This window comes from Brevundimonas sp. FV1ye28, assembly GCF_058681135.1.
Genome location: NZ_CM178731.1, coordinates 2,440,804 through 2,465,994 on the forward strand (window position 1 = coordinate 2,440,804; position 25,191 = coordinate 2,465,994).

A 25,191-nucleotide genomic window follows, 5' to 3' on the forward strand; every position below is an offset into this window, starting at 1 on the left:
GTCAGGCCATAGAACCTAGACGGGCATTGGCGAGATCGGCGATGACGCCGGTGACCTGGGCGCCCGACCCGGTCTGGCTCAGCAGCTTGGCCAGGTGCGGCGACAATCTGCGGGTATCGACCAGAACCATGGCCCAGCCGATGAACAGCTGCGCCTGAATCGGCCAGCGCGCCAGGACGCGGACGTTGCGATGGCGGGTGTCGGCCTCGATCTCCGCCATCAGGGCGGTCAGGGCCTCGGGGTCGCCTTCCAGCACCTGGACGAAGGTGCCGGAATGGAAGGCCAGGGCGCCGGTGATCCGGCGACGACCGTTGTTCCTGACCGAGGTGGCCACGACGTCCGACAGGTCCGTAGGCCCCTCAGACGCATCCACCGCGTCGCTGCGATAGACGAGGCGCTCGAGCACGCGCTCCCGAAGGGGCTGGCGCGTGGTCTCGGTCGGGGATGTCATGGGGAGGATGGCCTGGCGGCGAATCCGCCGTCCATCTAGGCGCTTTTCGCCGGAAACCCTAATCGCTCAGGGGCCAATCGCTCGGAGCCCATTCACTCAGGGTCTGGGCACCAGCCGCCACATGCGCAGGGGATGGCGCACCGCCCCCGCCTCGTCTCCAGCCGCGTGGCCTCGGCCCATGTAGAGATCCGCACGGACCGGGCCACGAATGGCCGAGCCGGTGTCCAGCGCCATGACCAGGCCGGAATAGCCGTGGCGGGCGCCGATCAGGTTGCCGCCGTCGGCCGAGATCCACACCAGGTCGCCATAGGCCCAGCTGGCCGGATCGACCGCGATGGCCCGACGCGCGGGCAGGGGAACGCCCGCCGCTCCGGCCGGATCGCCGCCGTCGTCGGGGTCCATCGCGAAATAGATGTAGCGGGGGTTGAGGGCCGTGATCGCCCTGACCTCAGGCCCGCGGTGGGCGGCCAGCCAGGCGCGGATCGCCTCGCCGGAGGTCCCGTTGGCCGGCAGAATGCCGCGCTCCGCCATCGGCCGGGCTATGCCGACGAACCGGTGGCCGTTGTCGGCGGCGTAGGCGGCGCGGGCCTTGGACCCATCCTCGAAGGTCAGGTAGCCGGAGCCCTGGATCTGGAGGAAGAAGAGGTCCTCGGCCCGCATCCAGGCGAGGGGCGGCGAGGGCGGCGGGCCGGCCTCGATCACGGCGCGCTCGGCGAGGACCTGACCGCGCGTCCAGCCGGCGGGGCGGCCGAGAACCGGCGTGTCGAACTCGCGGTCGGGGGCGCGGCGGGCCGAATATTCCGGGGCGAAATAGGAGGTCAGCAGGCCGGGGCGGCCGTCGGCGGTCTCGGCGGCGACCACCGCGAAGCCGGTCTCGAAGAAGGCGCGGGCCATCGAGGGTGTGACCGGCCTGGAGGTGCGCCGGATCTCCTGGGCCCGCTCGCACTGTCGGGCGGAAGCGGCGTCGCGGGCGACGCGGCAGGTCTCGGCATAGGCCTGGAACGCCGCCAGATGATCCTCGTCGGCCCAGCCCGGCAGGGTCTGGGGTCCCGGCAGGCTGGAGACCTGGGCCGGCGGCGCGCTGGGCGTCGGTCGTGTCGGCGAAACCGGCGCGGTGGTCGGCGGCGACGTCGCACACCCGGCCAGCAGCAGGAACGCGCCCACCACTAACGGCCTCAGGTCAAATCCCAAGGGTAGGTGCCCTAGGCGTTGGCGGGTTCGACGCGGGCGAGGACCCAGTTGGGGTCGGCGGCACCGAGCGAGCGTTCGAACGTCCAGTGTTCGGCCGTGCGGCGTTCCTCGATACGCGGCTCAGACGCCGGGGCGCCGGGGGTGGCCTCGCCTTCGGGCAGGATCACCTTGGAGCGGATCTCGGCCAGGAAGCGGACCTTGGCCACGGCGCGGTCGCCCTCGGCGGAGGCCAGTTCCAAGTCGGCGCGGGGCGGGAACAGGAACTCGACCTGTTCGGTTTCGCCGCGAACCTCACGGGCGGCGATGCCGGTCTCGAACGAGTCCAGCACGGCGGGTGTCAGCAGGGGCTTGAGCGCGGCGCGATCGCCCGAGGCATAGCCGCGGACGATGGTCTCATAGGCCTGACGCGCGCCCTCGATGAACTTGGCCGGATCGAAGGCGGGGTCGCGGGCGCGGAGCGAGGCGGCGGCGGCCAGGGTGGCGGCGTCGAGAGCCGGCACGCGCGACTGAGCTTCCGGGCCAGTGGCGGCGGTCGCGGGCAGGGCGGGGGTCTTGGCGTCTTCCTGCGGCTGGCGGCCGACCTTCTTGCCCAGCACATTATAGAGCTGGAACAGGACGACCGCGGCGATGACGGCGAAGATGACGAGCGAGAACTGTACCGGCACGGGGTATCCCTGGATGGCGTCCTGGTCCCGGCCGAGAGGGCCGGGCGCGTCGGACAGGACGATTACGGTCTGATATGGGCCTTCGCAAGGCGTGACGCACCCCAGGCGAGTTGTGACATCCCGCCGCGACCCCAGGCGCTCAAGCACCGAGCGGCCGAGCAGTGAGCGATAGCGCCCAAAAGATTGCGGCGGGTTCGGGCGGATGCTAGTCGCGCAGCCTCGCATTTTCGCCTCTTTGAACGGCTTCGTTTTCATGACCGACGTTTCGCCCGCCGACGCCAACGGCGCCGCACAGACCAACCAGCCGCCGGTTCCGGGTTTCCGGATCCTGGCCCAGTTCGTGCGCGACCTGTCGTTCGAGAACCCCAAGGCCCCCGACAGCCTGCGCATGGACGGCAAGCCCGCCATCGACATGGGCGTGGAACTGAACGCCCAGGGTCGTCCCGACGGTCTGTTCGAAGTCGACCTGAAGCTGTCGATCAAGGCCTCGGTCGAGACCATGCCGGTCTTCCATGTCGAGCTGCTGTACGGCGGCCTGTTCCAGCTGACCGGCATTCCGGAACAGGACATCGAGCCGATGCTGCTGATCGAATGCCCGCGCTATCTGTTCCCCTACGCCCGCGAGATCGTGGCCCGGGCGACCGCGGACGGCGGCTTCTACCCGCCCTTCATGCTGGATCCGATCGACTTCGCCGGCATCTACACGGCGCGTCAGCAGCAGCAGGCCCAACAGGGCGGCGTAGCCTGAGCCGCTAAACAGCGGGCTCGACGACCTCGAGCCCGTAGCCGGCCCACAGCGATCGATCCTTCAGGGTCGCCAGCAGGAAGGCGTGGTGCGCCTCCGCTTCTTCGGGGTGAAGTCGCGGCGTCAGCGGACGCGGGCGCGGCTGATAACCGCCCGCCGCCGCGTGGGCGGCCGCAGCCTGGGTCTCGCGACGGCTGGTCAGGTCCAGCACCCGCTCCTTGCCGCCCTTCAGCTCCAGATAGACCTCGGCCAGCAGACGGGCATCGATCAGGGCGCCGTGGAACGAGCGGTCGGCCAGGCTGACCTTGTAACGTTTGCACAGGGCGTCGAGCGAGTTGGGCATGCCCGGCCAGACCTTCTGGGCCAGCTGAAGCGTGTCGATCCAGCGGTTTTCGTGCAGCAGGGCCTGACCGCAGCGTCCGCATTCGTGATCAATGAAGTTGCGGTCGAACTGGGCGTTGTGGGCGATCACCGGGGCGTCGCCGATGAAGTCCATCAGGTCGATCACGATCTCGGCGAACTTGGGGGCGTCCTTGACCTTCTCGTCGGTGATGCCGTGGACCCGCGTGGCGTCCGGCGGGATCAGCCGTTCGGGATTGACGAAACGGTGGAAGGTGCGGCCCGTCGGCAGCAGGTCGAGGATCTCGATACAGCCGACCTCGATCAGCCGGTCGCCCGTGCGCGGGTCGAAGCCGGTGGTTTCCGTATCGAGGACGATTTCGCGGGTCATGCGCCCTTAATGGGGCGTTTCGGGCGCTTTCGAAAGAGTCCGGACAGGGCGTTTCCAGCTCGGCGACAGAACCATCCCCACGATTTCAGCGACACGCGCGCGGGTGGCGTCCAGCCCTCGGCCGGTATCGACGACGAAGTCGGCGCGGCGGCGTTTTTCATGGTCGGGTGTCTGGCGCGCCAGGATCGCCTCGAACCGTTCGGTCGTCATGCCCGGTCGGGCGAGAACCCGGCGGCGCTGGGTCTCGGGGTCTGCGCTGACGACGACCACCGCATCCACGGCTGCGTCACCGCCGGTTTCGAACAGAAGCGGAATGTCGAGCACGGCCAGTTTCACGCCCGCCGCTCGGGCCGCTTCAAGATCGGCGGCGCGTCCGGTGGCGACCAGTGGATGGACGATGGCCTCCAGCCGTTCGAAGGCGGTGTCGTCCCGGCCGAGCGCCTCGGCCAGGCGCGTCCGGTCGACCGCCCCATCCACGACCACGCCTGGAAAGGCCCGGCCGATCGGTTCGACCGCAGCGCCGCCGACGGAATAGAGGGCGTGGACGGCGTCGTCGGCGTTCCAGACCACGGCGCCGTGGTCGGCGAACATGGCGGTGGTGGTAGACTTGCCCATGCCGATCGAACCGGTCAGGCCCAGCAGGATCACGCCGTCTCTCCCAGATGGGCCAGAAGCAAGGGTCGCGGGTCGAGGTCGGGCGGGGCGACGCCGAAGATGGCCTCAAACGACGGCGCAGCCTGACCGATCAGCATGGCCAGCCCATCCACCGTGACCAGGCCTGCTTCGCGCCCGGCCTGGAGGAAGGCGGTGATGACCGGCTTGTAGGTCATGTCCATGATCGTGGTCGCCGGGTCAAGCGTCGCCAGATCGATCTCGGGCCGGACCGTCAGGGCGTTGACGATCAAAGCCGCTCCGTCGAACGCCGCCCGTCCCTCGGCGACCGTGACTGATCCGCCCAGATCGGCCGCCAGGGCCTCGGCCCGGTCGCGGGTCCGATTGATGATCCGGACGTGGGCCCCCGCGCCGGCCAGGGTCGCGGCGGCGGCGCGAGCGGCGCCTCCGGCACCGAGCATGACTACCGCCGATCCGGCCAGGGAAAGATTCGGAGCCTGTTCCTCGAGCGCGCGCAGAAGACCCAGGCCGTCGGCGCTGTCGGCGTGGACCTGGCCGTCGCGGAAGACGAGAATATTGGCCGAACCACTGTCCCGAGCCGTCTCCGAAGCCGTGTCGACCAGGGCAAAGGCCTGTTCCTTGAACGGGGCGGTGACGTTGACCCCGCTGAGCAGACCCGCTCGCCCGGCGGCGACCAAGGCGTCGAATCCAGCCGGGTCCTTCGGCGAGAAGGCGACATAGGCCGCATCCAGCCCGGCGGCTTCGATCCAGGCGTTGTGGATCATGGGGCTGAGGGAGTGGGCGACCGGGTTACCGACGATGCCGCCGACCTTGACGGAACCGGTGATGCGCGCGCGGCTCATGTGCGGATCACCCCGGCGCGGCGCAGTTCGTCCAGCACGGGCCAGAGCGGCATGCCGAGCACTGTGAAATAATCGCCCTCGACCCGGTCGAAGAGCTGGGAGCCCATGCCTTCGAGCCGATAGCAGCCGACCGATCCCAGAAGAGCCTCGCCCTCGGTCTCCAGATAGGCGTCGAGGAAGTCGTCCGAGAACCGCCGCATGGTCATCCGTGCGGTATCGACGCCCGACCAGACCACCGCCCCGTTGATGGCCAGGGCCGCGCCGGAGTTCAGATGGTGGGTGTGGCCGCTCATCTGACGGAGCCTCTGACGGGCCTCGGTCAGGTCACTGGCCTTGGAGATCATGCCGCCCTGGAAATCCAGCGTCTGGTCCGAGCCCAGAACCCAGGCCTCTGGATCATGACGCGACACCGCCAGCGCCTTGGCGCGCGCCAGCTCCAGCGCCAGTTCGGCCGGATCGATGCCGGCCAGCGTGGTCTTGACGGCGTCTTCGTCCACCCCGGCGTCGAGGGCGGTGAACGGCACGCCGGCGCCGGTCAGCATGGCGCGACGGGCGGCGCTGCGGGACGCCAGGACAAGGCGTTGATCACTCACCAGGCGCCTCCCATCCGGCGCGTGCGCCGCTCGTTCAGCAGGTTCAGGATAGCGGCCGCCGTCTCTTCCACGGAACGCCGGGTCACGTCGATGGTCGGCCAGCCCCGGCGCTCGAAGGCTCGCCTGGCCTTGATCGTCTCGTCGCGCACGGCGTCAGGCTCGACATAGTTGGAAGCGTGGTTGGCGTTCAGGCCGTCCAGACGATTGCGCCGAATCTGGACCAGCCGGTCCGGCGAGACGGTCAGGCCCACGACCAGAGGATTCTTCAGCCCCACCAGACGCTCGCCGTCCTCCTGGCCCGGCACGAGCGGCACGTTGGCCGCCCTGACGCCGCGATGGGCCAGATAGATGCAGGTCGGGGTCTTGGACGTGCGCGACACCCCGACCAGAACGACGTCGGCGCCCTCCAACTGTTCGGCTGTTCCCTGGCCGTCGTCATGGGCCATGGCATAGTCCAGGGCGCTGATACGGTTGAAATAATCGGTGTCCAGCGCGTGCTGGGCGCCGACCCGCGTGGACAGCGCGGCGCCCAGATAGCGGGACAGGGCCCCCACCAGGGGATCCAGCGCCCCGATATGAGGCATGTCCAGCGTGCGGCAGCCTTCTTCGAGCTGCGCCCTCAGATCGCGATCGACGATGGTGTGCAGCACCACGCCTGGCGCCGCCGCCACCTCGGCCAGGACCCGTTCCATCTGTTTGTCGGAGCGGACCAGGGCATAGATGTGCTCGATCGGAATGACGCCGTCGAAGCGGGCCGTCACGGCCTTGGCCATGGCGTTCAGCGTCTCCCCGGTCGAATCCGAGACCAGATGGACATGGAAATAGGTCGCCAGGCGCGACGCTCCCGCTGGCCGCGCCGGACTCACGCCGGGACCCCGGCGAGGGAAACCAAGAAACTGGACGTGTGAATGGCGATGAATCCTGTGGATCGGCGTGGGCGCCGACCGGGTCGGGCGGGGCGCCGAAACCTATAGCGCCGACCTCGGTCTCCGGCGAGCGGGGACGAAGGTGGAGGATGCGGCCTGTCCGACCCCGGATCATCCCAAGCCCGACATCCTTCGTCCGAACGGATGTGGAAATGCTTAACGAAAGGTAAACGGCCCCCAGACGGAACGCGGAGCCGCCGTCGGGCTCAGCCGCCGCAGGTTAAGGGTTTGTTAAGGGTTTTGCCCGCTTTCCACAGGCCTTCATCCGGGCTTTTCACGGTGCGGCGACGCCTCGGGAAAAGTGGTTTCCGCGTGGGGATCGGCGGCGATTCATCCCCGTCGTCCCGCCCTCTGCCTTCTTCCTCAAAAGATTCTAAGATTCTGATCAGGATAAGAGGGGAAGCGCGGGGTTGAGGGGATGCGCCCACTCTCGTAGAGCCGGGGTCATGAGCATCACGCCTTCGTTGATCCGGGTCCTGCAGGGCGAGACCCTGGAACGCCCGCCCGTCTGGTTCATGCGTCAGGCGGGTCGGTACCTGCCCGAGTACCGCAAGCTTCGGGCCGAGGCGCCGGACTTCATCGCCTTCTGCCTGAACCCGGAGATGGCGGCCGAGGCGACGATGCAGCCGATGCGTCGGTTCGGTTTCGACGCCGCCATCGTCTTCGCCGACATCCTGCTGATCCCCCAGGCCCTGGGCCAGGATGTCTGGTTCGAGACCGGGGAGGGGCCCAAACTCGGTCTCATGCCGTCGCCGGGCGCCATGGCGGAACGGGCCGAGGCCGCCGGCGCCCATCTGCATCAGGTCGGCGAGACCCTGAGCCGGGTCCGGGCCGAGCTTGAGCCCGAGCGGGCCCTGATCGGCTTCGCGGGCGCGCCCTGGACGGTCGCCACCTATATGCTGGACGGGCATCACAACACGATGGGCAAGGGCGAGCGGGCCCAGGCCCGGTCCTATGCCTATTCCGACCCCGAGAAGGTCGATGCGGTTCTGGATGTCCTGGTCGAGGCGACCGCCCGCTATCTGAAGATGCAGGCCGATGCCGGCGCCGATGCGCTGAAGATTTTCGAGAGCTGGGCCGAAGGCCTGCCGGACGACCTGTTCGAACGGCTGGTCATGCGGCCGCATCAGAAACTGGTCGCCCGGGTACGCGAACTGGGCGTCACCGTCCCCCTGATCGGTTTCCCGCGCGGCTCGGCGCTTCATGCCGAACGCTACGCCCGCGAGGTCGATGTCCAAGGCGTCGCGCTCGACACCGCCTGTTCGCTGGAGCGCGGCCGCGAGGTTCAGAAGATCAAGCCGATCCAGGGGGCGCTCGATCCGTTGCTGCTTCGGGCCGGCGGTGCGGCGCTGGACCGCAGGGTGGATCAGCTTGTCGAGGCCTGGGGCGCGGGTCCATGGATCTTCAACCTCGGCCACGGCATCCTGCCAGACGTGCCGATCGCCCACGTCGAACAGGTGCTGAAGCGCCTGGGCGCCCAGTAAGGACCCACGAATGGCCGGCAGACGGATTGCAGTCGTCCTGTTCAACCTCGGCGGACCGGACGACGCCGCCTCGGTGCGACCCTTCCTGTTCAACCTGTTCAACGACCCGGCCATCATCGGCCTGCCCGGTTTCGCCCGGACGCCGCTGGCCAAACTGATCTCCTCGCGTCGCGAGAAGAGCGCTCAAGCCAACTATGCAATGATGGACGCCGGCGGCGGGTCGCCACTGAAGGCCGAAACGCACAAGCAGATGGCGGCTCTGGACGCCCGGCTGGCCGCGCACCTGGCGGGCGACGAGGTCAAGAGCTTCATCGCCATGCGCTACTGGCATCCGCTGACCGAGGAGACGGCGATGGATGTCGCCGCCTTCGGCCCGGACGAGGTCGTGCTTCTGCCCCTCTATCCGCAGTTCTCGACCACGACGACCCAGTCGTCGCTGAAGGCCTGGAACGCGGCCTACGCCGGTTCGGGTCGCAGTCGAACCATCTGCTGCTATCCGCGCGCCACCGGCTGGGTCGAGGCCCAGGCCGAGGGCATTCGCGCCAAACTTGACGAGGCCGCCCGCGATCATCCCGGACGCCCGATGCGCGTCCTGTTTTCAGCCCATGGCATCCCCGAAAAACTGGTGGCCCAGGGCGATCCCTATCAGGAACAGATCGAAGCCACGGTCGCCGCCGTGGCCGAGGCCGCAGGACTGACCGACTGGAGCCTCTGCTACCAGAGCCGGGTCGGGCCGTTGAAATGGCTGGGTCCCTCGACGCCCGATGCGATCAAACAGGCTGCGGCTGACGGGGTTGGGGTCGTCGTCACCCCCATCGCCTTCGTCTCCGAACATATCGAGACCCTGGTCGAGCTGGACATCGAATACGGCGAACTGGCCCACGAAGCCGGCGTTCATCCCTATCTGCGGGCTCCCGCAGTCGGCGTGGCCGAAGCCTTCATCGACACCCTGGCCCAGGCGGTGACCGACAGTCTGGGCGGCACGGGCACGGCACCCTTCGGCCCCGGCTGTCAGGCGCGGTGGAAAGCCTGTCCCTTCCAGGCCGAAAGGGCCGCGGCATGAACCTGTACGACCTGGCTCGGGGCCTGCACATCCTGGCCGTCATCGCCTGGATGGCCGGCCTGCTCTTCCTGCCCCGCCTCTACGCCTATGACGCTGAACAGAGCGGCAAGGCCGAGCCGCTGAAGTCCGAGATGCAGACCCTGCTACGCCAGTGGCAGACCCGGCTGCTGAGGATCATCGTCAACCCGGCCATGATCCTGGCCTTCGTCTTCGGGCTGTGGCTGATCCATCTGGACGTCCAGATGCGCGGCGCGGCCTTCCTGGCCGAACCGTGGATGATCACCAAGCTGGTCGGCGTGGTCCTTCTGGGCGGCTGGCACGGTTTCCTCGCCGGAGAGCGCAAGAAGATCGCCGCAGGCACATCCACCAGGACCAGCCGCTTCTGGCGGATGACGAACGAGATCCCCTTTGTTCTGGCCATCATCATGGTGCTGTCGGTGACGACGGAATGGACCTTCTGACCCGCGACGCTTGACCCCAGCCCCCGGAATGTGGTTCCGCTGACGGTGAGGCGTCGTTCGCGGCGCTGCCCTTCTCTTCGCGCCGACCGATCGCAGAGCCTCTAGGCCGCCTTCGGACCCGGCGCTCTCCCTTCCGGCCGCAAGGCCCTCGTCATCCCCCGGCCTGACCGGGGGACCATTCGCTCCCGCCTGACGTCTCGCGACGCCGGGCGAAGACCGCATGAATCCAGAGTTTTCGACATGACCGACGTCCGCGACACCGACAACAACGCTCCCGAAACCGAAGCGCTCGAAGGCCTGACACCCGAGACGACCGAGGACGCGTCGCAGACCGATAACTCCCAGGAAGATGGGGCCAACGACGCCGACGTGGCCGCCGACATCGGCGACGACAGCGAGGATGACGGCGAATCCGTCGTCCCGTCCGGCCGGATCACGCTGCAGGAGTTGAACGACAAGACCCCGGTCGAGCTGGTCGCCTTCGCAGAACAGCTGGACATCGAGAACGCGTCGAACCTGCGCAAACAGGATCTGCTCTTCGCGATCCTCAAGACCCTGGCCGATGAAGAGGTCGAGATCATCGCCTCCGGTACACTGGAAATGCTGCCCGACGGCTTCGGCTTCCTGCGCTCGCCGGACGCCAACTATCTTCCGGGTCCTGACGATGTCTATGTGTCGCCGTCCCAGATCCGTCGCTTCGGCCTGCGGTCCGGCGACACGGTACACGGCGCCGTGCGTGGCCCCCGCGAGGGCGAGCGCTACTTCGCCCTGCTCAAGGTCGACACGATCAACTTTGAGGATCCGGAGACGGTCCGCACCAAGGTCAATTTCGACAACCTGACGCCGCTCTATCCCAACGAGCGGCTGATCATGGAAATCCAGGACCCGACCCTGCGGGACCGTTCGGGCCGGGTCATCGACATCGTCGCCCCGCTCGGCAAGGGCCAGCGCTGCCTGATCGTGGCCCCGCCGCGCGTCGGCAAGACCGTGATGCTGCAGAACATCGCCAAGTCGATCGAGGCCAACCACCCTGAGGTCTCGCTGATCGTGCTCCTGATCGACGAACGCCCGGAAGAAGTCACCGACATGCAGCGGACCGTGAAGGGCGAGGTCGTGGCCTCGACCTTCGACGAGCCCGCCACCCGTCACGTCGCCGTCGCCGAGATGGTGATCGAAAAGGCCAAGCGCCTGGTCGAGCACAAGAAGGACGTCGTCATCCTGCTGGACTCGGTCACCCGTCTGGGTCGCGCCTACAACGCCACCGTCCCGTCGTCGGGCAAGGTGCTGACCGGTGGTGTCGACGCCAACGCCCTCCAGCGGCCCAAGCGCTTCTTCGGCGCGGCGCGCAACGTGGAGGAGGGCGGTTCGCTGACCATCATCGCCACCGCCCTGATCGACACCGGCTCGCGCATGGACGAGGTGATCTTCGAAGAGTTCAAGGGCACGGGTAACTCGGAAATCGTCCTGGACCGCAAGGTCGCCGACAAGCGCATCTTCCCCGCGATCGACGTGCTGAAGTCCGGCACCCGCAAGGAGGAGCTGATCACGCCGAAGGATCAGCTGACCAAGACCTACGTCCTGCGTCGCATCCTGAACCCGATGGGCCCGCAGGACGCGATCGAGTTCCTGCTCGACAAGCTGCGCCAGTCCAAGAACAACGCCGACTTCTTCCAGTCGATGAACACCTGATTCATGATTGGTGTTTCACGTGAAACACGGAGCAAAGCGCGATGAAGGTCAACGTCGAAGTCGAATGTACCCCGGCGGAAGCGCGCCATTTCCTTGGCCTCCCCGACGTCGCGCCGCTCAACGACCATCTGGTCGCCGAGATGCAGAAGCGAATGGACGCCAATATGTCCGCCATGCAGCCGGAAGAGCTGATGAAAACCTGGACCAGCTTCGGCCTTCAGGCCCAGGACCAGTTTCGCCAGCTAATGCAGGCCGCGGTCACCACGCCGAAGTGACCGGCCGGCCTCCTCTCCGTGAAATGGGGAGGAGACAGATCCCATGACCGACACCGTCTTCGCCCTCGCCACGCCTCCGGGTAGGGGCGCTATTGCCATCCTGCGTCTGTCCGGTCCGCAGACGGACGCCGCTCTCGCCGCACTCGGTGCGCCGAACCTCAAGCCGCGTCTCGCCTCGCTCCGCACGCTTCGCCAGAACGACGCCGTCCTCGACCAGGCCCTGGTCCTCCGCTTCCCCGGCCCTAACTCCTACACCGGTGAGGACTGCGCCGAGCTCCACCTGCATGGCGGTCGGGCGGTCATCGACGCTGTCTCCTCCGCCCTGATCGCCCTGGGCCTCCGCCCCGCCGACCCAGGCGAATTCACCCGCCGCGCGTTCGAGAACGGCCGCATGGACCTGGCCCAGGCCGAGGCCGTCGCCGACCTGATCGACGCCGAAACCTCGGCCCAGGCGTCCCAGGCGCTGGGCCAGCTCGACGGCGCCCTCAGCCAGACCTACGCCGGGTTCCGCCGCGACCTCCTGACAGCCCTGGCCCTGGTCGAGGCCGAAATCGATTTCCCCGACGAGGAACTGCCCGACCATCTGGCCCAGTCCGCCGGCCCGGTGCTCGACCGCCTGACCGCCGATCTGAATGCGGCCCTCGCCGACGCCGATCGGGGGCGCCGGGTCCGCGAAGGCTATCGCATCGTGCTGATCGGTGAGACGAACGCCGGCAAGTCCGCCCTGTTCAATGCGTTGGTCGCGCGTGAGGCCGCTATCGTGACCCCGATCGCCGGGACGACACGTGACGTGCTCGACGCCGACCTGATCATCGGCGGCTATGCCGTGACCCTGTCTGACACGGCCGGTCTGCGCGACAGCGACGACGTGGTCGAGGCCGAGGGCATTCGCCGCGCCCAAGCTCGCGCTGCAGCCGCCGACCTCCGTCTCTGGATCCGAGCGCCCGGCGATCCCGAGGGTGCCGCCGCCGACTTCTTCCAGCCCGAGGACTTGGTTGTCTGGACCAAGGCCGATCTCGGCGCGACGGGCGAGGGCGGCCATCGGGTCAGTTCCGTGTCCGGCGAAGGGTTGAAGTCGCTCCACGACGCCTTGGCTGACCGCCTCGCTCGTGATCTGTCAGGTGCCGACTTTCCGGCCGTCACCCGTGAACGCCATCGCCGACGTCTGGCCGAAGCGGTCGAGGCTGTCAGCGTCGCCCGCACCCATCTGATGACCGCGCCCGAGCTGGCCGGGGATGACCTCCGTCGTGCGGCCGAAGCGCTAGGCCGGGTTACCGGTGCCATCGGGGTCGAGGAAGTCCTCGGCGAAGTCTTCTCCACCTTCTGCATCGGCAAGTAATTCTGGCACGCACCCCGGCATGTTTCACGTGAAACAGACCGTTGGTGGCGCTCCGAGGCCTTTTCCCCTATGTCCCCGCCCATGAGCTCCCCCTCTTCCTTCGACGTCATCGTGATCGGCGGCGGCCATGCCGGCTGCGAGGCCGCAGCTGCGTCCGCACGGGCTGGCGCACGCACCCTGCTGTTGACCCAGAAGCTCGAGACCATCGGCGAGATGAGCTGCAACCCGGCCATCGGCGGCCTCGGCAAGGGCCATCTGGTGCGCGAGATTGATGCCCTGGACGGCTTGATGGGGCGGATCGGCGACAAGGCGGGGATCCAGTTCCGCCTGCTCAACCGCTCCAAGGGCGCTGCGGTGCGCGGTCCGCGCAGCCAGATCGACCGTCGTCTGTATCGCGAGGCCATGCAGGCCGAGCTGGCCGACTATCCCAACCTGACCCTGATGGGCGGCACGGCCGAAAGCCTGATTCTCCACGGCGACCGCGTGGTCGGTGTGGTGACTGGAGAGGGTGTGTCGCTCCGCGCGGGCGCGGTGGTCCTGACGACCGGCACCTTCCTCAATGGCGTGATCCACCGGGGGGATGAGCGCATCCCGGCCGGCCGCCATGGTGAGGCGCCTTCGACGGGTCTCGCCGCCGATCTCTATGGCTCGGGCCTGCAGATGGGTCGTCTCAAGACCGGCACGCCTGCGCGCCTCGACGGCCGCACCATCGCCTGGCACCGGCTGGAGATGCAGGAAGCCGACGCCGAGCCCGTGCCCTTTAGCTTTCTGACCGATCGGATCGACGTACCCCAGATCGCCTGCGGCATCACTCATACGACCGAGGAGACCCACGCCATCATCGCCGCCAACCTCGGCGAGAGCGCCGTCTATGGGGGTAAGGCGACGGGCGTCGGTCCCCGCTACTGCCCCTCGATCGAGGACAAGGTCGTCCGCTTCGCCGACAAGACCTCGCACCAGGTCTTCTTGGAGCCCGAGGGTCTGGATGATCCCACCGTCTATCCAAACGGGATCTCCACCTCGGTCTCGCCTGAGACCCAGCTGGCCTTCCTGCGCACCATGCCGGGGCTGGAAGAGGTGGAGGTGTTCCGCTTCGGCTACGCGATCGAGTACGATTACGTCGATCCGCGGGAACTGAGCGCCGCGCTGGAGGTCAAGCGTCGCCCGGGGCTCTATCTGGCGGGTCAGATCAACGGTACGACCGGGTATGAGGAGGCGGGCGCTCAAGGGTTGATCACCGGCCTGAACGCCGCCCGCGCCGCAGCCGGATCGGCGGAAATCGTTCTGGGGCGGGACCAGGCCTATATCGGCGTCATGATCGACGATCTGGTCACACGCGGTGTGACCGAGCCCTACCGCATGTTCACCAGCCGCGCCGAGTACAGGTTGACTCTGCGCGCCGACAACGCCGATCAACGGTTGACGCCACTCGGTATCGAGGCCGGGATCGTCTCCTCGGAGCGCCGCAGCGCTTTCGAGGCCAAGGCAGCGGCTCTGGCCGAGGCGGCGGCGCTCGTCCGCGACACCCGCTACACCCCGAACGAGGCCCAGGCTCTCGGCATCGCCGTCAACGCCGACGGTCAGCGTCGCTCGATGCGCGACCTGCTGGCCTATCCGGGCGTCACTCTGACGGCGTTCGAGACCGCCCATCCGCAGATCCGCGACTGGACCCCGGCCGTGCGTGAACAGGTCGAGATCGACGCGGGCTATGCCGGCTATCTGGATCGCCAGAACGCCGACGCCGAAGCGCTCCGCCGCGAGGAAGCTCTGACGCTTCCGGCCAATCTGGACTACGCGACCATCGGCGGACTGTCGCACGAGGTCCGCGAGAAACTGTCCCTCGTGCAGCCCCGGACCCTGGGCCAGGCCGGTCGCATCGAGGGTGTCACCCCCGGCGCCCTGACGGCGCTGCTGTCCTACGTGAAGAAGTCCGCCGCGGTCGCCGCCTGATGACGGCAGACGAATTCCAGGCCCTGACCGGCGCCGCGCCGGAGCGGATGGCCGAGCTCGAACGCTTCGTCGGCATGCTGACCGAGGCGAATGAAGTCATGAACCTGGTTGGGCCGGACACGCTTCCCGACTTCTGGGACCGTCATGCCTGGGATTCGGCCCAGCTGCTGGACAGGGCGGAGTTCGCGCGGACCTGGGCCGACCTCGGCGCCGGCGCCGGTTTCCCCGGTCTGGTCCTGGCCATCCTGTCGAAGGGCAGGGCAGAGGCCCACGTCTGGCTGATCGACTCCCTGCAGAAGCGTTGTCGCTTCCTTCAGACCGTCGTCGACGAGCTCGATCTTCCGGCCACCGTGGTCTGGGGTCGGGCCGAAGAGCAGGCGATCAAGGTGGACGTCGTCACCGCCCGCGCCGTCGCTCCAATGGAAAAGCTGCTCGGTTATGCACAGCCTTACCTGTCTCGCGGTGCACAAGGTCTGTTTCTCAAGGGAGAGAAGGCCGAGCAGGAGTTGAAGGATGCGGCCAAGTCTTGGCATGTGGAGGCTGAACTGACGGTCTCGCGCAGCGACCCGAGGGGCAGAATCGTGACAATCCGGAGCCTGAAGTCCCGTGGCCAGCAGCAACGTGGTTAGTATGACCAAGTCCGTCCAGAAGAAGGCTCCGCGCGTCTTGGCGGTCTCGAACCAGAAGGGCGGGGTGGGCAAGACCACGACCGCGATCAACCTAGGCACGGCGCTGGCCGCCATTGGCGAGAAGGTTCTGATCGTCGACATGGACCCCCAGGGCAATGCCTCGACGGGTCTGGGTGTTCCACGTGAAACACGCCGGATAACCATCTATGACGTGATCGTGGACGGTCGATCCGTGCATGACGCGGCGGTCAAGACGGCCGTACCTGGGTTGGATATCATCCCGGCCGACGCCGACATGTCCGGCGTCGAAATCGAACTCAGCCAGGCCGATCGCCGCTCCTATCGCCTTCGCGATGCGCTCGCCGGCCAGGGTGGGGAGGGCCATACCGGGTATGACTATGTACTCATCGACTGCCCGCCGTCGCTGAACCTGCTGACGCTCAACGCCATGGCCGCCGCCGACGGCGTCCTGGTGCCGTTGCAGTGCGAGTTCTTCGCCCTGGAAGGGTTGACGCAGTTGATGAAGACGATCGAGATGGTCCGTCAATCATTGAACCCGACCCTGGAGATCCAGGGTCTCGTCCTGACTATGTACGACCGGCGCAACGCCCTGTCGGGCCAGGTGGCGGCCGACGTCCGCGCCCACTTCGGGGACAAGGTCTATGAGGCCGTCATCCCCCGCAACGTGCGGGTTTCGGAGGCACCGTCCTTCGGCAAGCCTGTTTTGATCTATGATCTGAAATGCACGGGCAGCCAGGCCTACCTGAAGCTCGCCAAAGAGGTGGTCGGTCGCGAACGCCGCCGCCTCGCCGCCTGATAACCATACGGATTGAAGAGTTTGTCTGAACGTCAAAGAGGTCTGGGCCGCGGCCTGTCCGCCCTGATGGGCGAGCCGGTCGTCGAGGCCGTGTCGGTCACGCCCGGGGCCGAACTGCCCACGGGCGTGCTTTCTGTTCCGGTCGAGAGCCTGAAGCCCAACCCCGATCAGCCGCGCAAGGTCTTCACCAAGGAAGACCACGAGGAGCTGACGCAGTCGATCCGCGACAAGGGCGTCCTCCAGCCGATCCTCGTGCGTCAGCAGCCCGGCGAGGACGGGGTCTGGCAGATCATTGCCGGTGAGCGTCGTTGGCGCGCGTCCCAGGCCGCGCGCCTGACCCAGGTGCCCATCATCGTTCGCGAGATGGACGACCTGGAGGTGCTGGAAGTCGCCATCATCGAGAACGTCCAGCGCGCCGACCTGAACCCGCTGGAAGAGGCGGCGGCCTACGCCGTCCTGATGGAGCGGTTCGGCCGGACCCAGGACGCGGTCGCCGGCATCGTCGGCAAGTCGCGCAGCCATGTCGCCAATACGCTTCGCCTGACACAGCTCACGCCCGGCGCGCGCGCGCATGTGCTCGAGGGCCGGTTGTCGGCCGGCCACGCTCGCGCCCTTCTGACCGCCAAGGATCCCGACGCCCTCGCCGACCAGATCGTCGATCAGGGCCTGAACGTCCGCCAGACAGAGGCCCTGGCCCGTAAGTCGCAGGACGAACCGAAGCCCAAGGTCGCCAAGGTCGCGGGCGGGCAGGGGGAGGCCTCGCCCGACATCGCCGCGCTCGAACAGGATCTGACCGACGCCCTGGGGCTGAAGGTTTCGCTGGCCGACAAGGGCGGGAAGGGCGAACTGACCCTGTCCTACGCCGACCTGGAGCAGCTCGACGACCTCTGCCGACGGTTGATGCGCGCCTGAGGCATGCTTGGTCCGGAGGCCTGTGCTAGGGTGGCCTATGACTGACACGCCCGAGACTCCCGCCGAAGCCCTGAAACGCGTCCTCGCCGCCAAGAATGCCGGCGGAAAAGCGGGCGGCCCGGCCTTCAAGCCCGGCCAGCACCCCGAAAAGGCCGCCGCTCACAAAAGCGCGGCGATGGCCAAGCCGGCGTTCAGGAAGGCGTCCAAGCGAGGCTGAGGGGCGTTCGAGCCTCTACAGTATCTCGGCCAGCTGCAGACCCTGGAAGGCCGCCAGACACAGAAGCAGCCCGCCCACCGCATAGGTCAAAGCCCGCTGCGGCACCGTCTTGGTGATGTATCCGGCGAAGGGCGCGGCCATCAGACCGCCGACGACAAGCCCGGCCACGGCGGAGGCGTGATTGGTCAGGGCGTCCGCTTCCTTCCAGTGCCCCGTCAACAGGGACCAGACGAAGGTCGCCGAAATGACCACGGTGAGGAAGAACTCGGCCGTGTTGACCGTGCCGATGGCCCGACGCGGTTCCTCGCCGGCGCCGACCAGGGTGGACGAGACCGTCGGACCCCAACCCCCGCCGCCAATGGCGTCGAAGAAACCGCCGACCAGACCCAGGGGCACCACGATCCAGGGGGGGCGGATGGGCTTGGGTCGGATGTCGCGTGTCGCCCGCCACAGGATCCAAAGTCCCATCAGAGCCAGATAGGCGACGATGAAGGGCTTGATCGCGTTACCGTCGATACCGGCCAGGACATAGGCGCCGAGAACCCCGCCGATCACTCCGGCGACGGCCAGGGGCAGAAAAAGGCGCCACTCCACGTTCTTGTGCAGAATATGGGACCCGGCCGAGGCGGCCGTGGTGAAGACCTCCGCCCCGTGCACGCTGGCTGAGGCCGTCGCCGGCGGAACCCCGAACGCCAGCAGGACGGACGACGAGATCACGCCATAGGCCATGCCCAGGGCGCCGTCGACGGCCTGGGCGAACAGGCCCACCAGCAGGAACAGCAGAAAGGTATCCATCCAGCCCCGAAGACCGTCGATCATATGCACGACAAAGCGTCGCCGTTCCCGCCATAACCGATTTCGCGGTCCGTGGCGCCATATGGCTCAGCTGGATTGGGTTCTGGTCCTCGAAAGCCGCTGCAAGGCGGCCAGCACGTCGGCGCCGCGATAGGGTTTGATGATCATGGCCTCCGCGATATCGGCCTGGATGGCGGCGGCGGTCAAATCGCCCGACGAGAAGATCACCTTCAGGTCCCAGCGCGTCTTCAGATTACGTCCCAGCGTCCCGCCGTCGGCCGCGCCCGAGAGATTGATGTCCAGCAAGGCCACGTCGATCGGGTGCAGACCCGCCGCTACCTCGGCCGCCTCGGCGCTATGGAACGGGCCCACGACGTGATGCCCGGCGTCGACCAGCAGGGCCGTCAGATCCTGAGCCATTTCGGGCTCGTCCTCGACGACCAGAACCGTAAACGACGTCGTGTCGTCCGAGATCACGGGGGCTTCGACCACACGCGGGCTCTGCGCCGCCAGCACCGCCCGCACCTCGGGCCACAGCGCCTGAGGCGGCCTCTTCGTATCGAGATCGAAGATGCCCGCCAGGGCCGCCAGGTCGGTCGCGTCTTCCGGGGTGATCGCCTCGGGCGCTGACATCAGGGCGTCGTATCGCTCGAGAATGGCCTCGAGGTTCGCCTTGTCCGAGGCGGTGGTCTGGCTGTCGATGGATCCGTCGAACATGAAAAGCTCCCTCTGCCCTCGACGGACCTAGGCTCCCGCATGGCCCAGCGTAACCGCCTTGACGCCAACGTCATTGGCGCTCACGGCCGGCACAAGAGTGCGTGAACGCCGTTGTTCCAGGCGGCCGCATCGACATCGCGCGCCTCCCCGGAGTAAGACCGCGCCTCGCGTCTCGCCGGAACATCGCCTTTGCAACTGCCTCAGATCAAACTCGACCAGGTCCTGGACCGCTTCCACCAGGTGGAGGCCCGGATGGGCGCGGCCACCGATGGTCAGGAGATCGTGCGCCTGTCCAAGGAGCACGCCGAGATGAAGCCGGTCGCCGACGCCGTCCAGGCGCTCGGCAAGGCGCGCGCCGAGGTCGAGGATCTCCGCGCCATGGCCGAGGACCCCGAGATGGCCGCCATGGCCGCCGACGAACTGGAAACGCTCAGCGCCCGTCTGCCGGAGATGGAGCGGGACGTCGCCCTGCTGCTGGCTCCGCGCGATGCCGACGAGAACGCCTCGGCCGTGCTGGAGGTGCGCGCCGGGACCGGCGGGGACGAGGCGGCCATCTTCGCCGGCGACCTGTTCCGCATGTATTCGCGCTACGCTTCCACGCGGGGTTGGAAGGTCGAGCTGGACAGCGCCACCGAGGGCGACGCCGGCGGCTACAAGGAAATCATCGCCACGGTCACCGGCGAAGGCGTCTTCGGTCGGCTGAAGTTCGAAAGCGGCGTCCACCGCGTCCAGCGCGTTCCGCAGACGGAAACCCAAGGCCGCATTCATACTTCGGCCGCCACGGTCGCCGTCCTGCCCGAGGTCGAGGACGTCGAGATCGACATCCAGGACAAGGACATCCGCATCGACACCTTCCGCGCCTCCGGTTCGGGCGGGCAGCACGTCAACAAGACCGATTCCGCGGTCCGCATCACCCACTTCCCGTCCGGGATCGTGGTGACCTCGTCGGAGAAGTCGCAGCACGTCAACCGCGACAAGGCGATGCGAAACCTGCGCGTGCGTCTGTATGACATGCAGCGCCAGATGAAGGACCAGGCACGCTCGGATACGCGCAAGTCCCAGGTGGGGTCAGGCGATCGATCCGAGCGCATCCGCACCTACAACTATCCGCAGGGCCGGGTGAGCGATCACCGCATCAACCTGACCCTGCACAGCCTGCCCCAGATCATGGAAGGCGACCTCGACCCCCTGCTGAACGCCCTGATCGCCGAGGATCAGGCGGCGCGTCTGGCGGATCTGGAAGCCGAGTTCGCCTGACGCGGCGTTAGGCCTCTTCGGGCGGTTGCCAGTCGGGGTGATCGACGTCCTCGCCCCGGGCTTTGGCTTCCTTCTTCGCCAGCTTGGCGGCGGCCTTGCGTGCGGCCTTCTCGGCGTCCGCCTTGTCGCGTTCCATACGTTCGAAGCCGTAGTTGGGTTTTCTGGCCATGGATGGGTCTGTCCTTTTTGTCGTGCGCTATCGCTCGCCTCGCGGAGGCTTACGGCTTGAGCGCCGGGAGGGCGCTCGTGTTCGTCTCACCAATGTGGGGTGGACCGGGCGTTCAGTCCACCGCGATGATTTCCACAGACTGTCCCGCCACCATCGCCTCGTCGCCGACGCCCTTGCCGATCAGGGCGCGGGTCAGGGGCGAGACATGGCTGACCGAGCCGTTGGCAGGGTCCGCTTCGTCCTCGCCGACGATGCGCCAGGTCTGGGTCCGGCCGTCGTCCCGCTCGATCGTCACCGAGCCGCCGAAGCGCACCCGGCCCTCCGCCTCGGTCTCGACCAGTTGGGCATTGGTCCGCCGCGCCGACCAGTAGCGCAGATCCCGGGTCGCCCGCGCCATGGCCGTCCGGTCCGCCTCGATCGAGCCGGACGCCTGGGCGCCGGCATAGGCGGCGCGCGCCGAGGCCAGGGCGTCATCGATTGCGGCGAGGCCGGCGGCCGTCACCAGATTGGGATGGGTGGAGATGGGGCGGTCCGGCAGATCGGCGGCCGTGGCCTCCAGATCTTCCTCGCGCGTGAAGGCGACGCTCATGATGGAGCAAGCGTATGCAGTGGACGGACGTTCCCGCGCAACTCTTTCCCCCCTCGGAGGAGGGTGGTCGAAGCGCAGAGGAGACCGGGTAGGGGCGGCAAGGCGAACCTCGCAGGCCTCCATCCGCATCACCGGCCGGTCCCACCCCGTCGCTTCGCGACGACCCTCCCCCAAGTGGGAGGGAGACGCATCTTCCCGCTCACGTTACAGGACTGCATGACTTCTTCCACCGACCACGCCGTCCACATCATCGGGGCCGGACCCTCAGGCCTGATGGCCGCCGAGACCCTGGCCCGAGCCGGCGCCCGCGTCGTCGTCCACGACCGCATGCCCTCGGTGGGGCGCAAGCTGCTGATGGCGGGGCGCGGCGGCCTGAACCTGACCCATACGGAGGCGCAGGACGCCTTCCTCGCTCGCTACGCAGAAGCCCAGGCACCCATCACTGACTGGCTCGACGCCTTTTCCCCCGACGACCTGACGCAATGGGCCAACGGCCTGGGCCAGCCCACCTTCGTCGGCTCCAGCGGCCGGGTCTTCCCGCGTGCCATGAAGGCCTCGCCCCTGCTGCGCGCCTGGCTGGGCCGCCTCAACGAACTCGGCGTCGAGATCCGCACCCGCTCGCGCTGGACTGGCTGGCAGGGCCAGGCCCTGACGTTCGACACCCCCGGCGGCGAACGGGTCGAACACCCGGCCGCCGTCGTCCTCGCCCTCGGCGGCGCCAGCTGGCCCCGGCTCGGCTCCGACGGAGCCTGGGTGCCGACGCTGGAGGGCCAGGGGGTCGCCGTCTCGCCTCTCGTCCCCGCCAATGCCGGCTTCGACGCCGCCTGGTCCGACATCCTGATCGAGCGGTTCGCCGGCCAGGTCCTGAAGCCCGCGACCCTGACCTTCGGCGACCAGACGGTTCGTGGCGAGATGGTCGTCACCCGCTATGGCGTCGAGGGCGGGGCCGTCTACGCCCTGTCCGCACCCTTGCGCGCCGCCATCGCGGCCGAGGGTTCCGCGACCCTGGTCGTCGACCTGCGTCCCGACCTGACGGAAGACGCTCTTGCCGAGCGGCTAGGTCGTCCGCGCGGCAAGGATTCGATTACCAACCACCTTCGCAAGGCCGGGGGCCTCTCTCCGGTGGCGATCGCCCTGCTGCGCGAGATCGGCGAGATACCGCCAGGCGCGCCGAAGCTGGCCAAGCGGATCAAGGCGATCCGTATTCGGCTGACCGGCATCCAGGGCCTGGAGCGCGCCATTTCCACCGCCGGGGGCGTCCGGTTCGACGCTCTGGATCCGTCCTTGATGCTGACTTCCCGGCCCGGCGTCTTCGTCGCCGGAGAGATGATCGACTGGGAGGCGCCGACGGGCGGTTATCTGCTCCAGGCCAGCTTGGCGTCCGGCGTCGTCGCGGCGAACGGCGTCTTGCAGTGGCAGGCGTCGCAATAGGCCGATACAAGCCCGCCCCATGACCAGCGCCCCCGAGATCTCCGGCCTCTGCCCGCCGCGCTTCCACGCGGTGAAGGACGCCTTCGCCTCGAACTTCACCGACGCGCCTGACGGGCTCAACGAACAGGGCGCGCGCTTCTCCGTCGTGATCGGCGGGGAGACGGTGCTCGACCTCTGGGCCGGTGTCGCAGAACCGCGCGACCAGACCCCGTTCACCGCCGACACCCTGGTGCCCGTCTTCTCCTCTGGCAAGGCGATCATGGCCCTGCTGATGGCTTCGGCCGTCCAGCGCGGCAAGCTGGCCTATGAGGAGAAGGTCGCCCACCTGTGGCCGGCTTATGCGGCGAACGGCAAGGCGGAGGTCACCATCGCCCAGCTGCTGTCGCATCAGGGCGGACTGCCGGGCTTCTCCGAGACTGTCGATCCCGCCATCTGGTTCGACCAGCGCGCCGTGCTGGATCGTCTCGCGGCCCAGACGCCGATGTGGCCGCCGGGAACCGCGTCCGGCTATCACCCCGTCACCGTCGGCTTCCTCGCCAACGAGGTCCATCGCCTCGCCGACGGCCGGACCATGGGCCAGGCCCTGCGTCAGGATTTTGCCCAGCCGTTCGACCTCGACCTTTGGATCGGTCTGCCCGAGGCCGAGCACAGCCGCGTCGCCGCTCTGCGCAAACCGTCGAAGGCCCCCGACCTCGGCCCCATCGACGCCATCAAGACCGCCGCCTTCCTCGACAAGGGCTCGGCCCCCGGTGGGCGCGGTTCGACCGAATGGCGCTCCATCGAGATACCCTCCGCCAACCTGCACGGCACGGCCCTGGCCCTCGCCCGCGGCATGGGGGTCTTCGCCAACGAAGGAAAGCTCGGCGGCCGGGCGATCCTGTCCCCCGCCGTCCTGGCCGAAGCCGCCAAGGCGCGCATCTCCGGTCCCGACAAGGTCCTGCCCTACGAGATCACCTGGGCGGCGGGACTGATGCGGAACCAGGGGCTGAACATCTTCGGCCCCAACCCGGACGCGCTGGGCCATTGCGGCTGGGGCGGCAGCTGCGTCATGGCCGATCCGGACGTGAAGCTCTCGGCCGCCTACGCCATGACCCGCCAGTCGCCCTATCTGATCGGCGATCCGCGGGCGCAAAGGTTGATCGAGGCCCTCTACACCGCGTTCTGAGGTCTCGCGGGCGCGGTCAGCAGGCCGATGACACCGGCCAGCCCGGCACAGGCCGCGCATGCGACCATCACCCATTGGAAGGCCGTGTGGAATGCGTTCACCGCGCCCTCCGAAAGTCCGCCGTCGCCCGCCATGACTGCCCCGAGCTGAGCCCTCGCGTCCGGCGCATCGACCCTCGACACGAACACCGCCGACAGCAACACGCCCAGCAGGGCGACGGCCAACAGGCCCGCGATCCGCGCCACGGCGTTGTTCACCCCCGAGGCCACGCCCGTGTGCCCCTCCTTCACAGCCCCCATGACCGCCGCCGTCAGCGGACCGACCGCCAGCGTCATGCCCACGGCCAAGACTGTCATCCCCGCCAGCGGCCCCGCGACATAGCCCGCGTCAGGCGGCATCAGGGCCAGCAGAAACAGACCGACCCCGGCCAGTCCCGGCCCGACGCTGAGCGACAGCTTCGCCCCGAACCGATCGGCCAGCTTCCCCGCCGCCCCCGAGAACAGGCTCATGATCACGGCGAACGGCAGCATGGCCGATCCCGCTCCGGTCGCGCTCCAGCCGTGCACCCGGATCAACTCGAAAGGCAGGAAGAACATCGCCCCGCCCAGCGCGAAATACAGCAGCAGGGTCAGCAGGTTGATCCCCGAGAAGACCCGCGACCGGAACAGCGTCAGCGGCATCATCGGATGTTTCTCGCGGGCCTCGGCCCAAAGGAAGCCGGCCAGCAGCATCGCCCCGCCCACCAGTCCGCCGATCACCCCCGGATGGGTCCAGCCCAGATCGGGCGCCGCCGTCAGTCCCCAGATCAGGACGCCGAGCCCGCCGATCGCCAGGACGGCGCCGAGCCAGTCCAGCCCCTTCGCGTCGTCGTCCCGGCTCTCGGGCACGGCCTTCAGCGCCACGGCCACCGTCAGGGCGGCCAACGGCACATTGATCCAGAAGATGAACCGCCAGTCCGCATGGTCCGCCAGCCAACCCCCGACCAAGGGCCCGACCATGCCGAACAGCGCCCCCGCCCCGGCCCAGGCTCCGAAGGCCGCGCCGCGCTCATCTGGCGGAAAGGTCGCCCCGATCAGGGCCAGGGCCCCCGGCGTCAGCAAGGCCGCCCCGATCCCCTGCGCCGCCCGCCCGGCGATCAGCAGCGGCGCGGTCGGTGCCAGTCCACAGGCGATGGACGACAAAGCGAACAGGATGACACCGATCAGGAACACACGCTTGCGCCCGAACCGATCCCCCGCCGCTCCGCCGATCAGCACCAGCGCGCCGAGCGTCAGCAGATAGGCGTTGGAAATCCACTGGGCCGCCGCCGGACCCGCGCTGAGATCGCGCTGAATCGAGGGCAGGGCGACGCCGAGCGCCGATCCGTCGATGAAGGTCAGCGACGACCCCAGCACCGTGGCGACCAGGATCCAGCGCTTCTGGCTCTTGGACAGGTCAGGATGCTGGACGGCCATGC

28 protein-coding genes are annotated in these 25,191 nt (G+C 68.0%); 15 read left to right on the top strand and 13 right to left on the bottom strand.

Going from position 1 to position 25,191, the window contains the following annotated elements:
- Position 1: 1 nt before the first annotated feature.
- The 3 genes from ACW171_RS11895 to timA form a co-directional block, all read right to left on the bottom strand.
- On the bottom strand, positions 2-451 hold the full coding sequence (locus ACW171_RS11895) for a BLUF domain-containing protein (protein WP_492093514.1): 450 nt from the start codon (positions 449-451) through the stop codon (positions 2-4).
- Between the two features lie 96 nt (positions 452-547).
- On the bottom strand, positions 548-1,615 hold the full coding sequence (locus ACW171_RS11900; RefSeq protein ID WP_492093516.1) for an MltA domain-containing protein: 1,068 nt from the start codon (positions 1,613-1,615) through the stop codon (positions 548-550).
- Between the two features lie 38 nt (positions 1,616-1,653).
- Positions 1,654-2,307, bottom strand: a complete 654-nt coding sequence (gene timA, locus ACW171_RS11905; RefSeq protein WP_492093517.1) for a TIM44-related membrane protein TimA — start codon at positions 2,305-2,307, stop codon at positions 1,654-1,656.
- Positions 2,308-2,560: 253 nt separating this feature from the next.
- Here timA and secB point away from each other — a divergent pair, with 253 nt between their 5' ends.
- Positions 2,561-3,055, top strand: a complete 495-nt coding sequence (gene secB / locus ACW171_RS11910; protein WP_492093518.1) for a protein-export chaperone SecB — start codon at positions 2,561-2,563, stop codon at positions 3,053-3,055.
- Between the two features lie 4 nt (positions 3,056-3,059).
- Here the strand turns inward: secB and dnaQ are convergent, their stop codons facing one another.
- The 5 genes from dnaQ to ACW171_RS11935 are packed head-to-tail and all read right to left on the bottom strand — an operon-like array spanning position 3,060 to position 6,716.
- On the bottom strand, positions 3,060-3,782 hold the full coding sequence (gene dnaQ / locus ACW171_RS11915; protein WP_492093519.1) for a DNA polymerase III subunit epsilon: 723 nt from the start codon (positions 3,780-3,782) through the stop codon (positions 3,060-3,062).
- A 6-nt stretch (positions 3,783-3,788) separates the two neighbouring features.
- Positions 3,789-4,430: a dephospho-CoA kinase gene (coaE, locus tag ACW171_RS11920; RefSeq protein ID WP_492093520.1), complete on the bottom strand. Its 642-nt coding sequence runs from the start codon at positions 4,428-4,430 to the stop codon at positions 3,789-3,791.
- On the bottom strand, positions 4,427-5,257 hold the full coding sequence (locus ACW171_RS11925; RefSeq protein ID WP_492093521.1) for a shikimate dehydrogenase family protein: 831 nt from the start codon (positions 5,255-5,257) through the stop codon (positions 4,427-4,429). Before ACW171_RS11925 ends, coaE begins: the two co-directional genes overlap by 4 nt.
- Positions 5,254-5,850 (bottom strand): Maf family protein, encoded by a 597-nt coding sequence (locus ACW171_RS11930; protein ID WP_492093522.1) that lies wholly within the window; start codon positions 5,848-5,850, stop codon positions 5,254-5,256. The genes ACW171_RS11925 and ACW171_RS11930 overlap by 4 nt, the downstream gene beginning before the upstream one ends.
- Positions 5,847-6,716, bottom strand: coding sequence for a pyruvate, water dikinase regulatory protein (locus tag ACW171_RS11935; protein WP_492093523.1), 870 nt, complete (start codon positions 6,714-6,716; stop codon positions 5,847-5,849). Before ACW171_RS11935 ends, ACW171_RS11930 begins: the two co-directional genes overlap by 4 nt.
- Positions 6,717-7,222: 506 nt before the next feature.
- Between ACW171_RS11935 and hemE the strand changes: the two genes are divergently transcribed.
- The 11 genes from hemE (at position 7,223) to ACW171_RS11990 (ending at position 17,612) form a co-directional block, all read left to right on the top strand.
- Positions 7,223-8,260 carry a uroporphyrinogen decarboxylase gene (gene hemE / locus ACW171_RS11940; protein ID WP_492093525.1) on the top strand — a complete coding sequence of 346 codons (1,038 nt, stop codon included), beginning with the start codon at positions 7,223-7,225 and terminating at the stop codon, positions 8,258-8,260.
- A gap of 10 nt (positions 8,261-8,270) precedes the next feature.
- On the top strand, positions 8,271-9,323 hold the full coding sequence (gene hemH, locus ACW171_RS11945; protein ID WP_492093526.1) for a ferrochelatase: 1,053 nt from the start codon (positions 8,271-8,273) through the stop codon (positions 9,321-9,323).
- On the top strand, positions 9,320-9,784 hold the full coding sequence (locus ACW171_RS11950) for a CopD family protein (protein ID WP_492093528.1): 465 nt from the start codon (positions 9,320-9,322) through the stop codon (positions 9,782-9,784). The genes hemH and ACW171_RS11950 overlap by 4 nt, the downstream gene beginning before the upstream one ends.
- Before the next feature lie 240 nt (positions 9,785-10,024).
- Positions 10,025-11,473, top strand: a complete 1,449-nt coding sequence (gene rho, locus ACW171_RS11955; RefSeq protein WP_492093530.1) for a transcription termination factor Rho — start codon at positions 10,025-10,027, stop codon at positions 11,471-11,473.
- A gap of 41 nt (positions 11,474-11,514) precedes the next feature.
- Positions 11,515-11,748, top strand: a complete 234-nt coding sequence (locus ACW171_RS11960) for a DUF6489 family protein (protein WP_492093531.1) — start codon at positions 11,515-11,517, stop codon at positions 11,746-11,748.
- A 43-nt stretch (positions 11,749-11,791) separates the two neighbouring features.
- Positions 11,792-13,087 (top strand): tRNA uridine-5-carboxymethylaminomethyl(34) synthesis GTPase MnmE, encoded by a 1,296-nt coding sequence (gene mnmE, locus ACW171_RS11965; RefSeq protein ID WP_492093532.1) that lies wholly within the window; start codon positions 11,792-11,794, stop codon positions 13,085-13,087.
- Positions 13,088-13,168: 81 nt separating this feature from the next.
- Positions 13,169-15,037, top strand: coding sequence for a tRNA uridine-5-carboxymethylaminomethyl(34) synthesis enzyme MnmG (gene mnmG / locus ACW171_RS11970; protein ID WP_492093534.1), 1,869 nt, complete (start codon positions 13,169-13,171; stop codon positions 15,035-15,037).
- 47 nt (positions 15,038-15,084) lie between these two features.
- Positions 15,085-15,666 carry a 16S rRNA (guanine(527)-N(7))-methyltransferase RsmG gene (rsmG, locus tag ACW171_RS11975; protein WP_492093536.1) on the top strand — a complete coding sequence of 194 codons (582 nt, stop codon included), beginning with the start codon at positions 15,085-15,087 and terminating at the stop codon, positions 15,664-15,666.
- 1 nt (position 15,667) lies between these two features.
- The gene (locus ACW171_RS11980; protein WP_492093537.1) at positions 15,668-16,483 is read left to right on the top strand and encodes a ParA family protein; all 816 of its coding nucleotides are present in this window, start codon (positions 15,668-15,670) and stop codon (positions 16,481-16,483) included.
- 21 nt (positions 16,484-16,504) lie between these two features.
- Positions 16,505-17,395 carry a ParB/RepB/Spo0J family partition protein gene (locus ACW171_RS11985; RefSeq protein WP_492093538.1) on the top strand — a complete coding sequence of 297 codons (891 nt, stop codon included), beginning with the start codon at positions 16,505-16,507 and terminating at the stop codon, positions 17,393-17,395.
- Between the two features lie 37 nt (positions 17,396-17,432).
- On the top strand, positions 17,433-17,612 hold the full coding sequence (locus tag ACW171_RS11990; protein WP_492093540.1) for a hypothetical protein: 180 nt from the start codon (positions 17,433-17,435) through the stop codon (positions 17,610-17,612).
- Between the two features lie 15 nt (positions 17,613-17,627).
- On the opposite strand, the gene ACW171_RS11995 is transcribed toward ACW171_RS11990, so the two are convergent.
- Both ACW171_RS11995 and ACW171_RS12000 read right to left on the bottom strand, forming a co-directional pair.
- Positions 17,628-18,431 carry a sulfite exporter TauE/SafE family protein gene (locus tag ACW171_RS11995; protein WP_492093541.1) on the bottom strand — a complete coding sequence of 268 codons (804 nt, stop codon included), beginning with the start codon at positions 18,429-18,431 and terminating at the stop codon, positions 17,628-17,630.
- A 63-nt stretch (positions 18,432-18,494) separates the two neighbouring features.
- A complete protein-coding gene (locus tag ACW171_RS12000; RefSeq protein ID WP_492093542.1) occupies positions 18,495-19,124 on the bottom strand; it encodes a response regulator in 630 nt (209 codons plus the stop codon).
- A gap of 189 nt (positions 19,125-19,313) precedes the next feature.
- Between ACW171_RS12000 and prfA the strand changes: the two genes are divergently transcribed.
- Positions 19,314-20,381, top strand: a complete 1,068-nt coding sequence (gene prfA, locus ACW171_RS12005; protein ID WP_492093543.1) for a peptide chain release factor 1 — start codon at positions 19,314-19,316, stop codon at positions 20,379-20,381.
- A 7-nt stretch (positions 20,382-20,388) separates the two neighbouring features.
- Here prfA and ACW171_RS12010 read toward each other — a convergent pair whose 3' ends face one another.
- Positions 20,389-20,550: a hypothetical protein gene (locus ACW171_RS12010; protein WP_492093544.1), complete on the bottom strand. Its 162-nt coding sequence runs from the start codon at positions 20,548-20,550 to the stop codon at positions 20,389-20,391.
- 112 nt (positions 20,551-20,662) lie between these two features.
- Positions 20,663-21,139 carry a transcription elongation factor GreA gene (greA, locus tag ACW171_RS12015; RefSeq protein ID WP_492093546.1) on the bottom strand — a complete coding sequence of 159 codons (477 nt, stop codon included), beginning with the start codon at positions 21,137-21,139 and terminating at the stop codon, positions 20,663-20,665.
- A gap of 216 nt (positions 21,140-21,355) precedes the next feature.
- Here greA and ACW171_RS12020 point away from each other — a divergent pair, with 216 nt between their 5' ends.
- Positions 21,356-22,570: a BaiN/RdsA family NAD(P)/FAD-dependent oxidoreductase gene (locus ACW171_RS12020; RefSeq protein WP_492093547.1), complete on the top strand. Its 1,215-nt coding sequence runs from the start codon at positions 21,356-21,358 to the stop codon at positions 22,568-22,570.
- 19 nt (positions 22,571-22,589) lie between these two features.
- Positions 22,590-23,735: a serine hydrolase domain-containing protein gene (locus ACW171_RS12025; protein ID WP_492093548.1), complete on the top strand. Its 1,146-nt coding sequence runs from the start codon at positions 22,590-22,592 to the stop codon at positions 23,733-23,735.
- On the opposite strand, the gene ACW171_RS12030 is transcribed toward ACW171_RS12025, so the two are convergent.
- Positions 23,720-25,189, bottom strand: coding sequence for an MFS transporter (locus ACW171_RS12030; RefSeq protein ID WP_492093549.1), 1,470 nt, complete (start codon positions 25,187-25,189; stop codon positions 23,720-23,722). The two genes, ACW171_RS12025 and ACW171_RS12030, sit on opposite strands and share 16 nt — an antisense overlap.
- Positions 25,190-25,191 lie beyond the last annotated feature (2 nt).